Genomic DNA, 19,281 nt, shown 5'->3' on the forward strand with positions numbered 1-19,281 from the left:
TTGTAATAAAAGCCTCTATATTATTTAGAGGCTTTTTTTGGTGGATAACCCTTTAATATTTCTGTAATTACTTTTCTATAATGCATTACGCGTTCTTGGGGTGTACTACGTTGTTTCAACTCACTATTGGCTATTCCTTGCCAAACAAGTTCATCACTTTTACTTTCAACAAAATCAATAATCAATTCTTGGTTGATCTTTTTACTCCCAATAGGAATACCTCCAGAAATTCCAAAACCAACATTTCCGCCACCACCTAAGCCAACACCAATGGTATTTCTTCTTTCCGATTCTCGCTCTTGAGATACGATATTGATAAAAATATCTGGATTATCAGACAAACGCATTCCTTTTGCTTTCAATTTATCAGTTAGTTCGTTAGTTACTCTTTTTACATCTAACTCATTCAAACCTTTACCAGCATCTTCAAAAAAATTAAAGGTTTTATAAGCTGTAAAATTTGTTTGACTGTCGTAATCATATACCACTTTTGTAGAAGAACAACTCATTAAAATAAATAAGAAAAGGAATGTTAAGTATCTCATAATTTAAAAATTTATTGATTAGCTATCAAAAAACGTGCCTGATAAAAATACAAAAAGCCTCGAATTAACGAGACTTTTTGATGATTAGTTAGTTGATTGATTTATTGAACTGCTTTTAAAGCATCGATATTTCCATATCCGTATTCTGAGTGTTTATTTGGATAAAAATCTGCAGACTCTTTCATTTTTTGCAATACTTGTGCACGAGTCCAAGTTGGATGTTTCGCCCATACTAAAGCTGCAATACCAGCAGTTGTTGCTGTTGCTACAGATGAACCACCTACATAATTAGCTTGTCCGTTATAGTAACTTAATACTGGAACTTTATTATCTGTTCCATTAGTACGTTGCATTTGAACTGTAAAATCGATTTTAGAACCTGAGTGACAAACATCGCACTCATCATATTGTCCTTCTTTTACACCTGTAACCGCTACTGTTTCCGACATACTTGCTGGGAAAATAACTCCATACCAAGTAGTAAAAGAAGTTGAAGTACCTCCAGCTGCTAATACCATTTTACCTTTACTATGTGCATACTTTATAGCATCCGATACATTACCAATGCTAAACGGATATCCTAACGACATTGATATTACTTTTACATCGCTTCTGTTAGCTAATGCTGTTAAAGCTTCCACAATACCTCTTTTTTCATGATAATCGTCAATTACAACATTTTCAACAGCTCTATAAGAAACTAAGTTTGCATTGTATGCTACACCAACAGGTAAATTATCATTATTTCTAGGAGCAGTAGCAACTGCAGCCATTTTTGTACCATGACCACACTTATCGTTTACACCATCGTAGTTATTAGACCAAGCCCACCAAGAATCGACAAAAGTTCCATACTTCTGAACAAATCTTCCAGAAGAAGCCCCATCGTTAAAATATTGGTTCATCCATTTTTGCTCTGGCGATAATCCAGAATCAACAATAGCAACTGTAATTCCAGCACCAGTACTATGATTCCATGCTTGTGGAATATTGTGTGCATCGAAAGACCAAGGTACTCTTGCTCCTGGCGATACTGTACGATAATCATTAGAACTTAAATTAGCCGTTCCATAACCACATCCAGATCCTCCAGATGATGATGAAGATGAACGTGCTTGATTATTTTCACCAACAAAACTATATCCAGTTGGCTCTATATAGCGTACTCTACTATCTTTTAATAAAACTCCAATTGTTTCTTTGTTAGTAACCTTAATGTCTATTACATTAATATTTTCATCTACATATAATTCAGTAGCTCCTTTTGCTGAAGTTCCTTCTAAACTTCGAACTAAGGCAATTAAATCGTTTTTAATAGTATTGGCTTCTGCACTTCTTGCAAAGTTATTTTTTGAAGTACCATAACCAATAGTTAAAATATTTTCTCCATGGTTTACCGCACTCCAAATTGTGTTTACTTCTTGCGAAGTCCAATCAAAATCTCCAGTAGATTTTAAAGATTTGTTAATAATTGCATTGATTTCTTTTTTAGAAAGCACATCATTCTGAGGATCAGCGATTTCTAAATTGTCATTTTGAGAACAAGAAAACATAGCTAATACAATAGCTAAGCTTAGGATTTGTTTTTTCATAATATTGAAGGGTTTAATTAAAACTTTGCGAATATACTAAAATTTTAATATAATTTTAACAACATAATTAATTTAACCGTATTTAAATTACCAAAACAACAAATAAAACCTAATTTTATTAAGAAAAAAGCATAAAAAAAGAGCCTTAAAAAAGGCTCTTTAAAAAAATTGTTTTTAAGGATTATTTTTCTTCAATAACAACCCTAGTTGGAGTGTCTTTTCCGTTAATAATACTTTCAGTTCCTTTAGCCACTGCTTTTACAGTTTCAGTAAGAATACCAACATCTAAAGTTTCAGCTTCATCAGATACTTTATGGTAATCTGCATCAACATCAATAGGTGTTGTTGAGAAAGTATGAGAAGGCACTCCTAAACGTGCTAAAGAAGCATTATCAGATCTGAAAAATAAATTGAATTTCTTATACGGGTCTGGGAATAATCTATATCCAGTACCTTCTAAGTTTTTCTGAATAATCTTTCCAAAATCTGAACGCTCAAAACCAGTTAACCAAGCTGTTTTAGGTCCTGTTTTTGGCTCCTTCCCTATTAACTCTAAGTTTATTCCTGCTACAAATTTTGATGGATCTATGTCTTTTCCAAAATATTTAGAACCTACTAATCCCATTTCTTCAGCTGTAAAACATACAAACAAAATACTACGCTCGTTATTCCCTTTTTTCGCATAATAATCTGCTAAAGCTAATACACCTACAACACCAGAAGCATCGTCATTGGCTCCATTAAAAATACGATCACCTTCTCCATCTTTCTTCATTCCTAAATGATCGTGGTGAGCAGATACAATTACAAACTCATCTTTTTTAGTAGTTCCTTCTAACACCCCAATAATATTACTCATTTGTATACCATCATGTGTAAAATTCTGGCGGTAAGTTGATAACGTATCAAAATGTTTTAAACCAATTCGTTTATATTCATTTTCTATATACTGTGTAGCTTTTTCCATTCCAGGTGTTCCAGGCTTACGTCCTTCCATATCATCAGCCGCCAAAGTATATAAGTGCTTTCTTACCAAAGAAGAATCTATGTTAACTGGATTTTGTAATTCTTTTTTAGGAGCTTCCATAACTTTTTCAGCCACTTTAGCATCTGTACTTTTAGTTGTTTTACAGGCTGCTGTTAAGACTGCCAAAGCCATTACAGTGTATATTGTTTTTTTCATCTTATTTAATTTAAAAGGCTAAAGATAGCCAATTTAATTTCTTAATTTTGTTCAAAATTTTTAATCATGGATTTAAACCTTATTCCCAATATAAAACACGCCGATTCTAATAACTTTTTCCTTTTAGCTGGCCCATGTGCTATTGAAAGTGAAGAGATGGCATTAAGAATTGCTGAAAAAGTAGTTTCTATAACCGATAAATTAGAAATTCCTTACATCTTTAAAGGGAGTTTTAAAAAAGCAAATCGTAGTAGAATTGATAGCTTTACAGGAATTGGTGATGAAAAAGCTTTAAAAATCTTAAAGAAAGTTTCAGAAACTTTTAATGTTCCTACCGTAACTGATATCCATGAAGCATCTGATGCTGCTAAAGCTGCTGAATATGTTGATGTTTTACAAATTCCTGCCTTTTTAGTACGTCAAACCGATTTAGTAGTGGCTGCTGCTAAAACAGGTAAAGTTGTTAACTTAAAAAAGGGACAGTTTATGAGTCCTGAAGCGATGCAACATGCTGTTAGAAAAGTACACGATGCTGGTAATGAAAAAGCATGGATAACAGATAGAGGTACAATGTTTGGATACCAAGACATGATTGTTGACTTTAGAGGTATTCCTACTATGCGTCAATACGCTCCTACTATTTTAGATGTTACCCATTCTTTACAACAGCCAAACCAATCGAGCGGAGTTACTGGTGGTAGACCAGATATGATTGAAACGATTGCAAGAGCTGGTGTTGTAAACAATGTAGATGGATTATTTATTGAAACACATTTTGATCCTTCTAATGCTAAGAGCGACGGTGCAAATATGTTACACCTTGACTACTTAGAAAAATTACTTACCAACCTAACTTCGATAAGAAAAACTATAAATAATTTATAGGCACAATTTTTGATGAATAAAGTTGTTTTAACTCATTAGTATGAAGCAACTTTATTTTTTCCTTTTCCTTACAGTCTCAACCTTATCGGCACAAGACTTTTCCGCTGTAGATAACACAGTAAAAACTTACCCAAAACATATTACTGCTGAAAAATTAGCAACTCAAATTGCCACTGATTTTACTTCTGATGAAGATAAAGTGAGAGCTGTTTTTATTTGGCTAGCTAAAAACATTCGATATAACTTAGATGAGTATTACAATCCTAAGCAAAAAAGAATTGGTTTTCGATATAGAGATGAAGCTGAAAAGCAAGCCAAAATAAGAGCTATTAAAGACAAGATCGTTAAAAACACTTTGACTAGTAGAAGTGCTGTCTGTGAAGGGTTTGCGCAAACATTTAGTAAAGTTTGTACTCTTTTAAATATTGAAAATGAAGTAATCAAAGGCTACGTAAGAAACTCTTCTCGCGATATTGGCCGTATAAGAAACACTACAAATCATGCATGGAATGCCGTTAAAATCAATAATAAATGGCAATATGTAGATCCTACCTGGGCAGCAGGAGCTGTTACTAACGGAAAATGGCAACGCAACTTTAACAACTATTATTTCAACATTCCTAAAAGCAAGTATTTTTTCACACATTATCCAGAAGATACTGTATGGCAACTTAGAGTAAAAAGAATGGAAATAGATGAATATTTTAACCAACCTATTTATAGTTCTTCATTTCTTAAAAACGATTACATCCTTAGCAAACCTACGTCGGGAATTTTAAAACGAGAAGCAGATTCTTCTATTAAAGTTAGCTTAAAAAACGTGAAACCTAGTCAAAGAATTCATTTTGGATTTATTGGAGAAAGGTATGTTAAACAACCAAAAATTACTTTTAAAAATAACACGGCAGAGATTAGTATTGCTGCACCTGCTAATAGTAAAAGAGCATTTTTACTTATTGATGGTGAGGTAGCTATTGAATTTCTTTTGATATAAATTTATTATATTGGACATTCTAAATTGCAATTTTATGAAAAAAATTACCTTACTCTTTTTTATGTTTTTCTACACGCTTAACTTCTTTTCACAAGATTTAGAAAGGGTAGATAAAATTATGATATCCTATAAAAAACCTAAATCAATTGAAGATTTAGCTCACAGAATAAACCATGTTTTTAAAACTGATATTGAAAAAGTAAGAGCTGCTTATACATGGGTTTGTTTAAATATGGATTATGATTTAATAAGTACTCAAACCTTAAAGAGTCCAGAGTTTATTTATTATTCAAATGAAGATGATTTAAAAAGAACTAAAAAACGAAGGCAAGAACAATTAATCTATAATGCATTTAAAAAGCGAAGAGGTGTTTGCTTAGAATTCTCTCTCATATTTAATAAACTATGCAATTTGATGGAAATAGAAAATGAATTAGTTTACGGATATACCAAAAACTCTCTTAATAAAATCGGTTATGTTCCAACAAACAAAAACCATGTTTGGAACGCTGTAAAAGTAAATAACAAATGGATGTTATTGGACGCTACTTATGGTTCAGGTTATATCTATAATGGTGTTTTACAAAAAAATGTAAACCTAGATTTTTTCGATGCTAAAAAAGAGAAATTAAGATTAACTCATTTTCCAGCGGCAAAAAAGTGGCAACAATTTTTGAATCAAAAACCATTGAAAGAATTTTGTTACGAACCATTTTATCAGGATGCCTACTTAAAATATAATATCGAAATTGTAGGTCCAAGCATTGGTGAGATTGATGTAAAAAATAAAAAGAATATACACTTAAAAATAAAAAGGCAAAAAAACATAGATATTAAATATATATACTCTTACGAGAACAAGGTTAGAACTGCATATATTCAAAACGACAATCTTGTTACTAATATATACTTAGAAAAGCCTAAACGAAATACAAATCTTCATGTATATATTGAAAATGAGCTTGCCTTAGAGTATAAAGTCAAAACTAGATAATAATAGCTTATTCTCTTATTTTATAAGCTTCAGTTAAAACAGTAACTAATACTTCGTTATTAATTTCTTCTAAAGTACTATAACGAAGTGATTTTACTGCCTTCCTTTTTTCTGAAACAACGAACTCATTATACATTGTAAGTGGAGTTTTAGAATAAAAACCAACATCTACATATCCTTTTTTGGTTGCATTAAAATAACACAAAGGCTTTCCTTTCAAGTAATAAAAAGGAATCTTCCATTTGTACAATAATTCTACCTCCTCAAAGTTTGTTTCTATTAAAATTTGCAAATGCAATAAAATAGACTTGAATGGCTCCTGTTGTTTTAAGATATATTCTTCGGCTGGTTTCATAATTTAAAAATACAGCATTTTTTTATTTGTCAAATTAAAATAAATACATTTACTTTGTATTTCAAAGTTCTTTAAACTATGAGTGAAAAAGATTATTTAAAAGACATTACAGAAATTAAAAACTTAATGAATAAATCTTCTCGATTTATTTCTTTAAGCGGATTATCTGGGATTATTGCTGGAATTTACGCTTTAATAGGAGCTTCATTTGCCTATTGGTTAGTTCAAAATAGCGAACAAGGATATTTAATGTTAGATGGTAGAATCTTTCGTTTAGTTATTTCCGATTTACTTATCGTTGGATTCCTTAGTATTTCAACTGCTATCTTTTTAACCACTAGAAAAGCTAAAAGGAATAACGAAAAAATTTGGGACGCAACTACGAAGAGGTTATTAACAAGCTTCTTAATTCCCTTAATAGCTGGAGCTATATATATCATTATCATTTTAAAACAACAACGTTACGGACAAACTGGAGCACTAATGCTTTTATTTTATGGCTTGGCGCTATTAAATGCCTCAAAATATACCATAGGTGATATAAAATACCTTGGATATACTGAAATTGTATTAGGTTTAATTTGCGCTATTTTTCCTGGCTATGGTTTTTGGTTTTGGGTCTTAGGTTTTGGAATAATGCATATAGTTTACGGACTAGTTATGTATTTTAAATACGATAAAAAATAGTTGCTTATTTTCGCAAAAAATATAGTTTTTGAAAAACATTATTCTAAATATAAATAAAGCTTTTGATCATAGAATACGCCTAGGTATTATGTCGGTTCTAATGGTTAATGAGTATGCCGAATTTAAAACGCTAAAGGAACTTTTAGGCGCTACAGATGGAAATCTAGCAAGTCATTCTAAAGCATTAGAAAAAGTAGGCTTTATTAGAGTAGAAAAACAATTTATAGGACGAAAGCCAAACACGAGATACTATGCTACTGCTGAAGGAAAACTTGAATTTAAAAAACATATTGAAGCTTTAGAAAAGCTAATTAATAATAAATAATTTTTTTTACTCATTTACTTTGAATTTCAAAGTTCTTTAAAAACAACAAACTATGGAAACAATAAATAACAAAAGTGGGAAATTTGCTAAATGGATTAGAACATCAATAACTGCTAGAATGGCTATGGTTGGCTTTTTAATTTTAATTCTACTAATTCCTTTATCCTTTATAAAAAGTTTGATTAACGAACGAATGCATAGGCAAAAGGAAGTAGTACAAGAGATAAATCAGAAATGGGGAAAAGAAGTACTTTTATACGGACCTATTTTAAAAATCCCTTATAAAACTTATCATAAAAAATCGATTTTAAATCAGCAAACTAAAGAGTTACAAACTGAGATGATTGAAGAAATTAACTATGGTTATTTTTTTCCAGAATCGCTAAACATAAATTCTACCATAAATCCGGAAGAAAAAAAACGCGGTATTTATAAAACAGCAGTTTATAAAAGTCAAATAAACATTACTGGTGATTTTAATATCCCTGACTTTAGTGAACTAGACATTAAAGAGGAAGATATTATATGGAATAAAGCCAAGTTAATTATAGAAACTTCAAATCTAAAAGGTGTGAATAGTTTGGTTGAAATGAAACTTAACAATAACTCGTATTCTTTTACTTCTAAGTATGAAAATAAGAACAGAAGATCAAACTATTTAGATTTACATAAACTGGAAAGTAAATTCTTACAAAAAGAAGATTTGCCTTTAAAAAACAATGTCAGTTTTAGTTTAGAAATGAACATAAACGGTAGTAAACAAATTCGTTTTATTCCAGTAGGAAAAGAAACCAATGTTCAAATAAAATCTGATTGGAAAACTGCTAATTTCTTAGGAGAATACCTACCACATAATTCAGACAAAATAACCAACGACGGTTTTAATGCAAAATGGAAAGTATTGGATATTAACAGACCTTTTTCTCAACAATCATTCAGCGGTATTCCTAATTTAAAAGAATATGCTTTTGGAGTAAACTTTATGATTCCTGTGGATGAATATCAAAAAAGTGAGCGTTCAACCAAATATGGTTTCTTAGTAATTGTTTTAACCTTTTTAGTATTCTTTTTAATACAAACTATGAGCAAAATTTCTATCCATCCTTTTCAGTATTTAATGATAGGAATTGCTTTAACCATGTTTTACACCTTATTAATATCAATCTCTGAGCATAGTAGCTTTTTAAAAGCTTATATTATTGCAGGAATAAGTGTAGTAGCATTGATATCGCTGTATTCAAAATCTATTTTAAAGGGCATCAAGTTTCCAGTCTTTATAGCACTTTCTTTAATTGCTTTGTACTCTTTTATTTTTATAATAATTCAATTAGAAAACTATGCTTTATTGGTAGGAAGTACAGGTTTATTTGTCATTCTAGCTTCAGTAATGTATGCTTCTAGAAAAATTGATTGGGAAAACGAATAAATATACTTAATAAAACGAACGTCAAACCTTTTTATGGGTTTGACGTTTTAAAAATTAGCTATGAGATTACATATTAAAAGCCTTATTATTTCTTTATTATTATTGATAACAGAATTACTAATAGCACAAACTTCAGGGTTTATACGATATACTTTTGGAGACTATTTGGTCGTTATTTTATTGTATTATCTATTAAAATCCTTTTTCAATTTACCTCCTAAAACCATTGCAATAGCAGTATTACTCATCTCTTATACTATAGAAATTTTGCAGTATTTCAATTTTGTTAAGTTGATTGGACTAGGCAATTCTAAAACAGCTAACATCATTATAGGAAATACATTTAGCATAGGTGATTTAATCGCTTATACACTGGGTGTTATTACTGTCTATTCTATCGAAAAAAAATTAGGTGCAAAGAATCATTAATTTTACTGTAATCATTGTGTATTATCTCGACAAAAGGGAATATCAAATTAATTAACAATGAAAAATAATTACCGATTAATACTATCAGCTTTTGCAATGATCAGTATTTCAACAGTTTCTAACGCACAAGGATTATTGGATGGTTTTACTCCTAAAAAGGGCGACTTATCTGTAACCGCTTCTTATTCAAAAAGTACATACGACAAATTCTATTTAGGTGATGTAAAAGTGGATGCTGTACCAGCACATAATGAGATAAACCAGAATATATATTCTCTTTATGCAAAATATGGTATCACAAACCGTTTATCAGCTGTAGTTAACCTTCCTTTTATTTCAGCAGAAAACACAAGTGGTCTTGCTGATCCAGTAAATGGACAAAATTCAATATCTGATTTACAAGATATTTCAATCGCTTTAAAATTAAATGCTTATAAATTTACTTTTGAAAAAGCAGATTTAAATGTTATAACTGGAGTAACTGCAATTATTCCTACTGGATATGAACCAAACGGAATTTTATCTATAGGTAGTGGTGCCTTTGGTATTGATGTGACTGCTGGATTACATTTAAATACAAAAAGTGGTTTCTTTTCAACACTTTTAGCTGCTTATAACCTTAGAGCCGATGCTGATAATAATTTAACTCCTGGTGGTAAATTTGGAGTACCAAATGCTTTTGTTACAATGGGTAAAATTGGGTATGCAAGCGACTTTATTTACGTTGAAGCTTGGGCAGATATCTCAAACTCTGAAGAAGGAGTTGATATTGGTGGTCCTGGTTTTAATGGAAATTTTCCTGAAACAAATGTAGATTATACTAGAATTGGATTGACTGTATACAAAAACATTATTCCTCAATTAGGTGTTAGTTTAGGATATGGTAAAGTAATAGACGGAAGAAACTTAGGTGATTCTACTATTTTCTCTGCTGGATTAACTTATAATGTTTCTTTAAAATAAAAAAGAATTTACATTTTAACTCCATATAAAAAAGAGCGCTTTAAAAAGCGCTCTTTTTTTTGAATCTATTTTATAGTAAAATGTTCTGTACAAAAAATTAAAATTGAGTTTTAAGTTTACGTAAAATATCATCTAAACCATTTAGCTGCATTTCGTATACCAATCCCATCATTTTCCCCAATTTACCCGCAGGAAAACCTTTGTTCTTATACCAAACCAGATAATATTCAGGAATATCAACTAAATAGGTTCCTTTATATTTTCCAAATGGCATTTTCATCTTTGCAGTATCAATTAAAAACTGTTTGTCTGGCAACATATATATTTAGGCTATAAAAAAACCCGCTCATAGCGGGCTTTATTTTTATTCTTTTCCGTCTACGTAATCTTGTAAATATAAATAACGTTCGGTTAATTTTCCATCGTTGGTAGTCATTTTAGCTCTTTCTAAAATACCATCTTTATCCTCATTGTAAAATGCAGGAATAACGTGTTCTAAAAACATATCACCAAAACCTTCACTAGCATCTTTTGGTAATTCACATGGTAAATTATCTACAGCCATTACCGTAATAGCCTTCTCATCATTAAAATCAATTTCCGATTCAGTTGCTGGATCATATCCATAAATAGGATCGGCAATTGTTGAAGGTCTTATGGTAGAAGCAACGGGTCCATCAATATCACATGATATATCCGCTACATACTTTATTCTAAAATCTTCTTGTTTTGCGTCCTCTCTGGTAAAGAAATAGGGAGCTCCATCTCCATAAAAATGACCCGCAATAAAGAAATCTGTTACTTTAGCATACGGCATAAAGTTACTTTCGTATCCGGTAGCATCCTTATAAAACTCGTACTTATCTCCTACTTTACCGTCTTTTCTTTTGCTATACTCCATTACATCTGCCATACAATATACAGGCTCTGTAAAATCTGCTGTTAAATACAGGGCATCACTCACCTGCTTTATTTGTAAGTGATCTAAAATTTCTTTAGCTCCTTGCGCTACTTTTCCAGTACCCGTAAGTAAAATCTTAATATTTGGTATGGTAATTTTATCTAACTCAGCCTTTACTTCATCTAAATCTGCTAAGGTTTCAACTTTTGGTAAGTTAAATAAGTTTTCTCTTATCCCTAAAGCTCTAAAACCATTGTAAGCTCCTACTAAACCTGCATAACGTCCAAATCCAATTAAGCGTGCGCCATTTTCTTTTACAATAGTTTCATGGTCAAACATTTCAATGTTTCTTTCCAACATTCCTTTTAACAACTTACGGTTATAAGGTTGTTTTTTGATGGTGTGCGAAAAGAAAAAATATTTTTTATTAGGAATTAATGCGTCTAAAGGAACTTCTTTTACTCCTAATAACACATCACAATCAGACATATCGTCTGTTACTTCAATACCTAAGTTACGGTAAGCATCATCGTTAAAAACTCGAATATCAGAACTTTCTACTTTAATCTCTGCTGATGGAAATTTTTCTTTTAGCTCTTTTAATTTTTCTGGTGAAAACACCACTCTTCTATCTGGAGGATTTTTACGTTCTTTGATGATTCCGAATTTCATTGTTGTTTTTTGTATAGAATTAAACAAATTGATTGTAATTGTTTTAAATTATTACAATTTAGGCGAAAATACTTGTTTTAAAATTATTGAACAAATACTATTTTCATATATTTGTTGCCCGTTAATTTCAACGGTAAAAAGAATTGCAATTACTTTCTTTTTAGAAAATAGACAAAGGCATATTTTTTGCTGAGCTATACGTATATTCTTTGACATATTGGGGACGACTGGTTTTGACAGCAAGGCCAGTGATAATGTAAGCATACCGAGGAGTGAGATGACAACTCGTTAAACTTATTTCAACTTTTTAAACGGCGAAGATAACTACGCTTTAGCTGCATAATCCGAATCATAGTAAGATTAGCCTCGGCGCACAAGGTGCGCAAGCTTTATGTCCACGAAAAGCCTTGGTTTACGGCGTTTCATTTTTGGGCATCGTAAAAGTAAACATAGAAGACTTAGCACTCCGATAAGTTTTCGAAATTTAAGGAGATAAGCTAAAAGTGGGTGGTTTTGAATCAGCTTTTAGTCGAAAACTAAATCAAAACTAAGTATGTAGAAAGCCTTTGAGCTGCTTGTTTGGACCCGAGTTCGATTCTCGGCGTCTCCACTAATAAACCCTGTAAGCATTATGTTTACAGGGTTTGTTTTTTATAGGTGTCAATTTAGGTGACAGAAATTAATTTACTCCCTACTTAATTAGTGCTAATTTTCAACATTTTATCCTTGCATTCAGGCATTTACTTTTTTAACTAAAAGAACCTTGTTATATAGTTAATTCCAAAATTCTTTTCATTTTATCATATATATCTCTATTTAACTTTGACAAAGGTCTTCTATGAAAATCTGTTTTGTTAAAGTAATTTCTGAAATGAAATCTATAGAATTCTTCTTCTGAAGTCCTTAATATTGAAATTATATCGGATATTGTTCCTACGTAGTACTTACTATTTTCGTCGAATTTTTCGTGTATTTCTTCTACTGAATCTCCATGACTTTTATATATTTCTTGAAGTTTAAAAACATTAACACTTCCCGAAGCTTTTTCTTCTTCCACTCCAAATATCTTTTTTCTATCTTCTTCTTTAATGGGTTCTTTTGCTATTAATTTGGGTTCAAAACATATCTTCTTTGAATCTAAAGATGAAGACAAATCAAAATCAAAAACTGCATTGGAATCAAAGCCTTCTATATAAGGATGTATATGATTCTCTATTTTGAAGTCTATGTCTCTTTTTAAATTACTATTACATATATAACAACTAGGTATGAGGTTATAAAAACTTAAGGTTAAATACTTATATTTCTTTTTATAAAAAAAATGATCATACGTTGCTCCAATTAAACGTTTGTTATTTTCTTTATTCACATAAGTAATATAATTTCTGTTACAATAAGGACAGCATTTTAAACCTAAAGCTTGTCCAATATATGTATTCAATAGCTCTCTATAAACATTATAATCAAATAAATAATTATATAATTTTGTTTTTAAGCTCTTACTATCCTTAAATTTATTTGCTAACTTATTATTAAATATTAATAATTCTTTAGGTTGGCTTACAAATAAATCATTTTCGTTAACAAACCTCTCTATTTCTTTTAATTGATATTCAACAGTAGCATATTTATTTCCTCTTCTGCACTTAGATCTTTTATCAACTCTAACCCCTAATTTATTTAAAGAATAAATCAAATCCTCCTTATCTTTTCCTGTACCTCCTTTGTGTTTAGATTTATAAATTTTTTCCAAATCTGCAACAGCTTTCAAAGCAGGTATTCTTCCCTGAACCTTTGCTATATCTGAGTCTTGAATTTCTTCTTTCTTATTTAAAAACTTAATAATCTCCAAAGAAATTTCTATTCTTTCAAGAAATTTCTCTTTTATTTTATCACTATATATTTGAGCTATTCTTGATAAATCTTTATGTTCTATTTTTATCATCTCTTTTTCTTTTCAGTTCTTCCAACTCCTTCTCTTTCTTTTCAATTAAAGTATTCAATTTACTCTTTTCAAGACTTTTATATTTATTTTCAAGCATTTCTATCAACTTATATTTAATAAATGGCTCATCAATAACAGAAATCTTTTCTTTATACTTATTATACTCTATTTGACTCTTGATTTCTTCTGTTTTCTTTATTTCTTCAATAAGTTCTAGCATGTATTTCCTTGCAAATTCTCCTATATATCCTTCTTTAAGAAAGAAATTATCACCTAATAATTCATGAATATTAGCGCCAAAAGTTTTTTGCAAGCTAGTATTCGATTTGTGTTCTTCGTCTTCTTTGCTTATTAATTTTAAAACATTATTTTTTGGTATATCTGATAAAATAAATGGAGAGTGTGTTAGAAAAAGTATGTTGATGTTTTTTATATATTCAAATCTTGCCATTTCTATAATAGACAATAATTGGCTAATTGTTTTTCTCTGAAATTCAGGATGATAATACAATTCTATTTCATCTAACATTAAATTTACAGAGTCGTATTTAATAACACCCGCATTTTTTTCTACCACAATATGAGAATTATCTTCAATTTTCTTTTGTTCTGAACTTTTATGAACAGAATCCAAATTTTTTATATGGTAAACTACAGAATTCATGGAGTATATTAATTGTTTTTCTCCTGAACTAAACGAATCAAACGTGCTTCCATCACTAAAATGAATAATACTTTGAAATATTGGGGGTGGAATTAATTCTTCTAATTCTATATTTAAACCTCCATACTCTCCTTTTAAACTCTCCATTTTATTTCGAATATCTTCTAAAACCAAAGTTGTATTGAAAGTATCTTTATCTGAATCTGCAAAAAATATATCTTTTCTAATAAAATTTAAAGTTTGACGTATTTTCAATGTTAAATGACTTCTATCTTTATATATTGAATTCACAATTTCATCATTAAGCTTTTCTTTAATTATGGTTTTGTCGTTATTCTTTTTTTCTAAAACACGTCTTACTTTTTTTATTTTATAAATTAAATAATTTTCAGCCACTTCTTTTCTTTTTGAGTCTATTACATACTCGTCTTCAGTAAAATACTTTTTAAAAAGAGGGATTAACACCTTTTCTCTCTCCTCATGTTTTGTTTTTTCATCATGGGTTTGATCTTTACTTATATCATTTTTGAGTTCAATACATTCAATGGATGATTTTTCATAAATATTGTCAAACCCTTTAATACTAAGTAGATTTGCCAGTAAGCGAGACCTAGTCAAATATTCTTCCGTGTTAACATCAATGTTTCCTTCCCTTCTATATGGGTTAATCACTATCGGCATTTGGTATCCATCATTTTTATGAAAAAATGCCTTTACCCACATACCTACATGGTTTGTATTGAAACTATACAAAGAGTAATTAACAACCATTGAATAAAAAAAACATGGGAAAATTTTATTTTTCTTACTGGTATCAATTACGAATTCATTTTCCTTTTTACCAAATTTGAATTTATTGTTAGTATTTATCCCGCTTTTATATTGAATCGTGTCGTTTTGAATAGATATTTGAAAAATTCTATTTTCAATTATATAGTAAAACTCAACCTTAAGTCCTTCTTTAATTTCACTTTCACATTCTTCATATTTTTTTAGCTCTCTATCTATTCTTATTTTTTCATCTGCAGAGGCATTTTTAGGGATATAAAATAAACCGTCTTTATTTATAAAACCCTTATCTCTATACTTATCCTTTTTTTTAGAAATAACGAACAACGCTAATAAAAACAATTCAGATAACGCACTTTTACCGCTGCCATTTTTACCTACTAAAGCAGAAATGTGTATTTTTATATCTTCTTCTTTCTTATTTTTTACATTATATAAATTAGTAGGATAGGATTCCTTGTAATCTATAGATTCGACTTCTCCTTCTTTATTTAATCTGCAGTTAAAATCTTTGTAAAACCAATATAATTTATTTAGGTCTAAATTTTTTCTAAACTTTTCATGACAACCTTTTAATGGTCTTATCCCTAATAATCGAAACCCCTCCATAACTTTTAATTTTTCCAAATTTTATCGTGTTCTTCTTTAGTTAAAGCGGTGCACCCTTTATTAATATACGCCTCAACAAATTTTTGACCTTTTATAAGTTGGTCTAATTTTTTAAAACTACTGTCTTCCTGTAATCTTTCTATCTGCTCTTCTAAAAACTCATTGAAATTCTCCCAACCTTCATTGTAAAAACGGTTATAAGTTTCTTCATCTGGTTGTTCTACTAATGCATTTAAGGTTTCTTTATTTGAGAATATTTGAGACAAACTAAAAAAAGGAACGTAACCTTTAAATTCACCTTCTAAATCTTTAACTCCTTCTCTTATCGATTTGAAAAAATCTGCTTTATAGTATTCTTTAAATCTCCTTTTAATATCTTCTTTTATTTTCTCCCCACCTTCTTTATGTAACAAAATCTTTTTATTCAACACAAGAGCTTCAATTTGCAAACTGTAACTAGAGTAGATCCAATTACAATCAGAATCATTATCTATGAGAAAAGATAACTTAGATAAATAAATTTCTTTCAGTTCTTCTTTTTCTAAAGGTAAAATTTTGTAATTTATGAGCTCGTTATTTTTATATAATCCACTATTTATTCGTTTTAAATCAATATTTATATCACTAAAAAGAAAATCTAAAACACCGTTAAATTCATTTTGATTCACAACATCAGAAATAGCATCTTTAAAAGCTAAACGATCATCGGAAAAGTATACTTTCTTAGCATTTGTAAGAAGCTGCAAAATTGTGATACTATCACTATTATTAATCCTATTTAATAGAATCTGGAGTGCTTTTAACACATCTAAAAAATTTTCTTTTGAGTTTATCGTGGAAAGGATTTTAAATATGAAATATTTAATTTCATTTGTTAAACTGTAATTTTTAGTTAACTCAATTTTCGTCTTCAACTTTGTTACAAAATCGAACAATCTTTTTTCATTAAATGCCTGTTGTAGTTCAGTTATAAAGACAGTATCACTTAAAATATTATTTTTGATATATAAATCTGTATAATATACTTTGGAAATACTATTAAAATTTTTTTTATAGAATTCAACGGGCTTTCTACCAAACAGTCTGCACAATACACTGTTAATAATACTAATATCTTGATCATCATAGTAAGGAAAATCTTTTTTTAATTCTTCTTCACTTTTATTGTACTCATAAATATTACCATCATACCCAAAATACTCGGTATTTCCTTCAAAATCAATTTGTTTTTTTTCTAAAAAATCATCTATTCTACTCAATATTTTTGCATTAACATCTCTATATTTATAAATCAACAATTTCAACAAAATGAATTCACTTACAATGATATCTGTTGTATTTCCAACTTTTTTTTTCTCGATAAAAGAGGCATAAAATTTAAATTCATTTAAAAATCGTTTTATATCTCTGTATGTGGGTAAAAAAGTTTGATAATTGTATTCATGTTTTGCTTCACATCTTTTTTCAGAGTTATTATTTTCAAACATAAGTTCTAGACTAGGTGTTAGTACTTCTGTAATTGATTGCTCTTTTAAACTTTTAAACAAGTTTTTAAAGCCTTCATTGAAAATATTATTATCTGCTTCATTAATTTTATTTGGAAAAATATAATCTATCAGTCTAAATAATTCATCGTCTATTGTTTTAACATTAAATGGGAGTAAATTAATTTCTACATTAAAAATTTTATCTAAATAGTTTGTTTTAATAGTTGAATCTTGAATTTTTTTAACAACATATTCACGGTCGTAGCCAGCTATAAAGATTACATTATTAAAATCTGATAAGGTTCTTATCATTTTTAACGTAGTTAAAATCTCATCGGTTTCCAAGCGATCTAAATCGTCTAAAAGAATTATGATTTGTTTGTCTATCTTTTTTATGGTCTTATTTATACCATCATGATATTCTTCCAAAGTTTCATTCTCCTGCAACAAATTTTTACCAACTTCTATAAGTTTTTTTAAATCCGAATTAGATAAACTTAAAATAGCTTTCACATATTTATCTATAGTACCCGAAATTTCACCTGAAAAAGGCGCTAACTGCTTTTTCAACTCTGTGAAAAAGTTCTCAATAACAGCATTTGCTCCCCTATTTTTCCATATGCGATACCAAAACACAATCTCTTTAGGATTCTTTTTTTCATAAAGATTTTTAAACCTTGTTAAAAAAGTACTTTTACCATATCCCCAAGATGCATTTAAACCAATACTAAAAGCTTCTTTAGGTTTAAATTTACTCACCCTATTTATTAATTCCTCAAGTATTAATTGATTATCGATATTACCTTTGACGTCTGTTGTATCTTCTAAAAAAAAGGTGCTTTTATTATCTTCAAAACTATTTTCCTTTTCTGTTTTTTTCTTGCTAAAATATGACTTTATATATTTTACGATACTTTTTAATTTAAGTATAAAATTTTTGAAGCCTTTTTTAAAAAACTCAATAAAAGAAAATATATTCTTTGACGAAACTCTTAAAAGCCCAAGAAGATGAAAACAGAAAATCACAAAAACAATATCAGCATAGACAAATGCTTTATAAAGTTTTGTAAACGCAATGTACTCAGTACATATTAAACGAAACATTATATATACTGCTGTAAAATATAACACAAAAAATGTAGTGGTTTTGCTATATATGTACCTCTTTTCTATTTTAATAAAATAATATGAAATAATAAAAGAAACAAATAGCCAATAACCTACTTGAAAGGATATATTTTTTGTTTTAAATAAGCCTTCAAATTTTAAAAACAACTCACTTAATGGTTCTAATAGAACCAATGTTAAAGCGATAGTAAAAAAAAAAGTTACTATCCCCTTTAGATTATCTCTAAGATAATTTTTCATGTTTTTTCTTTTTTTAAATTAATAGTTTTATGTTTTTTAAACCCTATAATATGTAAATTTTCATTTTCTTAAAGTCCCCTAAAACTTTAAAATCATTTTTTCAAAACTCTAATTAACAAGCAATAAATCAAAACAAAAACCTTTGATTATCTGAGGCTCTCGTACTTAACTTTTATTATTCTCATAAATGACTATAATTGATTATAGTGAGGAATCTGTTTTATATAAAGGAAGAATTTCTAAAGAAACAGGGGACTTTAATTAACTCTTTTTCTCTCACACTTTTTCAATGATATAAATGTAAGAAAATTTGATTCTTTTTAATACGGATTACCTCAATTTGACACACAAAAAAATAGAATAGCATAGTACGCTAAGCTATAGATTAGAACTTTTATCATACTTTATGTTTTTTATACCTATTCAGAAAAACATAAAAAATAACCTCAAGACATTATATTTGCTATA

Annotated in this window: 17 protein-coding genes and 1 other RNA gene; 9 read left to right on the forward strand and 9 right to left on the reverse strand. The window is 29.2% G+C overall.

The annotated features are described in order from the left end of the window. Positions 1-20: 20 nt before the first annotated feature. From ACOQN8_RS01590 to ACOQN8_RS01600, 3 genes are all read right to left on the reverse strand, one after another. Positions 21-545, reverse strand: a complete 525-nt coding sequence (locus ACOQN8_RS01590) for a DUF4136 domain-containing protein (protein WP_420551337.1) — start codon at positions 543-545, stop codon at positions 21-23. 101 nt (positions 546-646) lie between these two features. Beyond that, positions 647-2,137 carry a S8 family peptidase gene (locus tag ACOQN8_RS01595; RefSeq protein WP_420551338.1) on the reverse strand — a complete coding sequence of 497 codons (1,491 nt, stop codon included), beginning with the start codon at positions 2,135-2,137 and terminating at the stop codon, positions 647-649. A 181-nt stretch (positions 2,138-2,318) separates the two neighbouring features. Next, a complete protein-coding gene (locus ACOQN8_RS01600; protein ID WP_420551339.1) occupies positions 2,319-3,320 on the reverse strand; it encodes a M28 family peptidase in 1,002 nt (333 codons plus the stop codon). A gap of 66 nt (positions 3,321-3,386) precedes the next feature. Here ACOQN8_RS01600 and kdsA point away from each other — a divergent pair, with 66 nt between their 5' ends. Genes kdsA through ACOQN8_RS01615 form a run of 3 tightly spaced genes read left to right on the forward strand, consistent with a single transcriptional unit; the run spans position 3,387 to position 6,193 of the window. After that, the gene (gene kdsA, locus ACOQN8_RS01605; protein ID WP_420551340.1) at positions 3,387-4,205 is read left to right on the forward strand and encodes a 3-deoxy-8-phosphooctulonate synthase; all 819 of its coding nucleotides are present in this window, start codon (positions 3,387-3,389) and stop codon (positions 4,203-4,205) included. Positions 4,206-4,245: 40 nt separating this feature from the next. Next, the gene (locus tag ACOQN8_RS01610; protein ID WP_420551341.1) at positions 4,246-5,199 is read left to right on the forward strand and encodes a transglutaminase domain-containing protein; all 954 of its coding nucleotides are present in this window, start codon (positions 4,246-4,248) and stop codon (positions 5,197-5,199) included. A gap of 34 nt (positions 5,200-5,233) precedes the next feature. After that, positions 5,234-6,193 (forward strand): transglutaminase domain-containing protein, encoded by a 960-nt coding sequence (locus ACOQN8_RS01615; RefSeq protein WP_420551342.1) that lies wholly within the window; start codon positions 5,234-5,236, stop codon positions 6,191-6,193. A 7-nt stretch (positions 6,194-6,200) separates the two neighbouring features. Here the strand turns inward: ACOQN8_RS01615 and ACOQN8_RS01620 are convergent, their stop codons facing one another. Beyond that, positions 6,201-6,548: a DUF1801 domain-containing protein gene (locus ACOQN8_RS01620; RefSeq protein WP_420551343.1), complete on the reverse strand. Its 348-nt coding sequence runs from the start codon at positions 6,546-6,548 to the stop codon at positions 6,201-6,203. Positions 6,549-6,626: 78 nt separating this feature from the next. Between ACOQN8_RS01620 and ACOQN8_RS01625 the strand changes: the two genes are divergently transcribed. From ACOQN8_RS01625 to ACOQN8_RS01645, 5 genes are read left to right on the forward strand one after another with little or no spacing between them, the layout of a single operon-like run. Continuing rightward, entirely contained in the window at positions 6,627-7,235 is a 609-nt protein-coding gene (locus ACOQN8_RS01625; RefSeq protein WP_420551344.1) for a hypothetical protein, read from the forward strand. A gap of 28 nt (positions 7,236-7,263) precedes the next feature. After that, entirely contained in the window at positions 7,264-7,560 is a 297-nt protein-coding gene (locus ACOQN8_RS01630) for a winged helix-turn-helix domain-containing protein (RefSeq protein ID WP_235273150.1), read from the forward strand. A 52-nt stretch (positions 7,561-7,612) separates the two neighbouring features. Beyond that, a complete protein-coding gene (creD, locus tag ACOQN8_RS01635) occupies positions 7,613-8,986 on the forward strand; it encodes a cell envelope integrity protein CreD (RefSeq protein WP_420551345.1) in 1,374 nt (457 codons plus the stop codon). A gap of 60 nt (positions 8,987-9,046) precedes the next feature. Continuing rightward, on the forward strand, positions 9,047-9,415 hold the full coding sequence (locus ACOQN8_RS01640) for a ribosomal maturation YjgA family protein (protein ID WP_420551346.1): 369 nt from the start codon (positions 9,047-9,049) through the stop codon (positions 9,413-9,415). A gap of 57 nt (positions 9,416-9,472) precedes the next feature. After that, positions 9,473-10,378, forward strand: a complete 906-nt coding sequence (locus ACOQN8_RS01645) for a transporter (RefSeq protein WP_420551347.1) — start codon at positions 9,473-9,475, stop codon at positions 10,376-10,378. 97 nt (positions 10,379-10,475) lie between these two features. Here the strand turns inward: ACOQN8_RS01645 and ACOQN8_RS01650 are convergent, their stop codons facing one another. Together ACOQN8_RS01650 and ACOQN8_RS01655 are read right to left on the reverse strand one after the other, a co-directional pair. Beyond that, positions 10,476-10,697: a DUF3820 family protein gene (locus ACOQN8_RS01650; RefSeq protein ID WP_150900545.1), complete on the reverse strand. Its 222-nt coding sequence runs from the start codon at positions 10,695-10,697 to the stop codon at positions 10,476-10,478. A gap of 45 nt (positions 10,698-10,742) precedes the next feature. Beyond that, positions 10,743-11,951 carry an NAD(P)-dependent oxidoreductase gene (locus ACOQN8_RS01655; protein ID WP_420551348.1) on the reverse strand — a complete coding sequence of 403 codons (1,209 nt, stop codon included), beginning with the start codon at positions 11,949-11,951 and terminating at the stop codon, positions 10,743-10,745. A 219-nt stretch (positions 11,952-12,170) separates the two neighbouring features. On the opposite strand from ACOQN8_RS01655, the gene ssrA reads away from it, so the two are divergent. Beyond that, positions 12,171-12,564, forward strand: a transfer-messenger RNA (tmRNA) gene (gene ssrA / locus ACOQN8_RS01660). A gap of 153 nt (positions 12,565-12,717) precedes the next feature. On the opposite strand, the gene ACOQN8_RS01665 is transcribed toward ssrA, so the two are convergent. From ACOQN8_RS01665 to ACOQN8_RS01675, 3 genes are read right to left on the reverse strand one after another with little or no spacing between them, the layout of a single operon-like run. Next, positions 12,718-13,896: a hypothetical protein gene (locus ACOQN8_RS01665; protein WP_420551349.1), complete on the reverse strand. Its 1,179-nt coding sequence runs from the start codon at positions 13,894-13,896 to the stop codon at positions 12,718-12,720. Further along, positions 13,877-15,976: an AAA family ATPase gene (locus ACOQN8_RS01670; RefSeq protein ID WP_420551350.1), complete on the reverse strand. Its 2,100-nt coding sequence runs from the start codon at positions 15,974-15,976 to the stop codon at positions 13,877-13,879. Before ACOQN8_RS01670 ends, ACOQN8_RS01665 begins: the two co-directional genes overlap by 20 nt. After that, entirely contained in the window at positions 15,964-18,813 is a 2,850-nt protein-coding gene (locus ACOQN8_RS01675) for a P-loop NTPase fold protein (protein WP_420551351.1), read from the reverse strand. The genes ACOQN8_RS01670 and ACOQN8_RS01675 overlap by 13 nt, the downstream gene beginning before the upstream one ends. Between the last annotated feature and the right edge of the window lie 468 nt (positions 18,814-19,281).

Source organism: Tenacibaculum aiptasiae, from assembly GCF_965221665.1.
GTDB lineage: Bacteria > Bacteroidota > Bacteroidia > Flavobacteriales > Flavobacteriaceae > Polaribacter > Polaribacter aiptasiae.

What these genes read in the sequence shown, in the direction of transcription:
- ACOQN8_RS01640 (WP_420551346.1), top strand. Translation starts at nt 9,047, where the DNA reads ATGAGATTACATATTAAAAGCCTTATTATTTCTTTATTATTATTGATA.
- ACOQN8_RS01655 (WP_420551348.1), bottom strand. Translation starts at nt 11,951, where the DNA reads ATGAAATTCGGAATCATCAAAGAACGTAAAAATCCTCCAGATAGAAGA.
- creD (WP_420551345.1), top strand. Translation starts at nt 7,613, where the DNA reads ATGGAAACAATAAATAACAAAAGTGGGAAATTTGCTAAATGGATTAGA.
- ACOQN8_RS01600 (WP_420551339.1), bottom strand. Translation starts at nt 3,320, where the DNA reads ATGAAAAAAACAATATACACTGTAATGGCTTTGGCAGTCTTAACAGCA.
- ACOQN8_RS01615 (WP_420551342.1), top strand. Translation starts at nt 5,234, where the DNA reads ATGAAAAAAATTACCTTACTCTTTTTTATGTTTTTCTACACGCTTAAC.
- ACOQN8_RS01620 (WP_420551343.1), bottom strand. Translation starts at nt 6,548, where the DNA reads ATGAAACCAGCCGAAGAATATATCTTAAAACAACAGGAGCCATTCAAG.
- ACOQN8_RS01610 (WP_420551341.1), top strand. Translation starts at nt 4,246, where the DNA reads ATGAAGCAACTTTATTTTTTCCTTTTCCTTACAGTCTCAACCTTATCG.
- ACOQN8_RS01595 (WP_420551338.1), bottom strand. Translation starts at nt 2,137, where the DNA reads ATGAAAAAACAAATCCTAAGCTTAGCTATTGTATTAGCTATGTTTTCT.
- ACOQN8_RS01650 (WP_150900545.1), bottom strand. Translation starts at nt 10,697, where the DNA reads ATGTTGCCAGACAAACAGTTTTTAATTGATACTGCAAAGATGAAAATG.
- ACOQN8_RS01675 (WP_420551351.1), bottom strand. Translation starts at nt 18,813, where the DNA reads ATGAAAAATTATCTTAGAGATAATCTAAAGGGGATAGTAACTTTTTTT.
- ACOQN8_RS01665 (WP_420551349.1), bottom strand. Translation starts at nt 13,896, where the DNA reads ATGATAAAAATAGAACATAAAGATTTATCAAGAATAGCTCAAATATAT.
- kdsA (WP_420551340.1), top strand. Translation starts at nt 3,387, where the DNA reads ATGGATTTAAACCTTATTCCCAATATAAAACACGCCGATTCTAATAAC.
- ACOQN8_RS01645 (WP_420551347.1), top strand. Translation starts at nt 9,473, where the DNA reads ATGAAAAATAATTACCGATTAATACTATCAGCTTTTGCAATGATCAGT.
- ACOQN8_RS01625 (WP_420551344.1), top strand. Translation starts at nt 6,627, where the DNA reads ATGAGTGAAAAAGATTATTTAAAAGACATTACAGAAATTAAAAACTTA.
- ACOQN8_RS01590 (WP_420551337.1), bottom strand. Translation starts at nt 545, where the DNA reads ATGAGATACTTAACATTCCTTTTCTTATTTATTTTAATGAGTTGTTCT.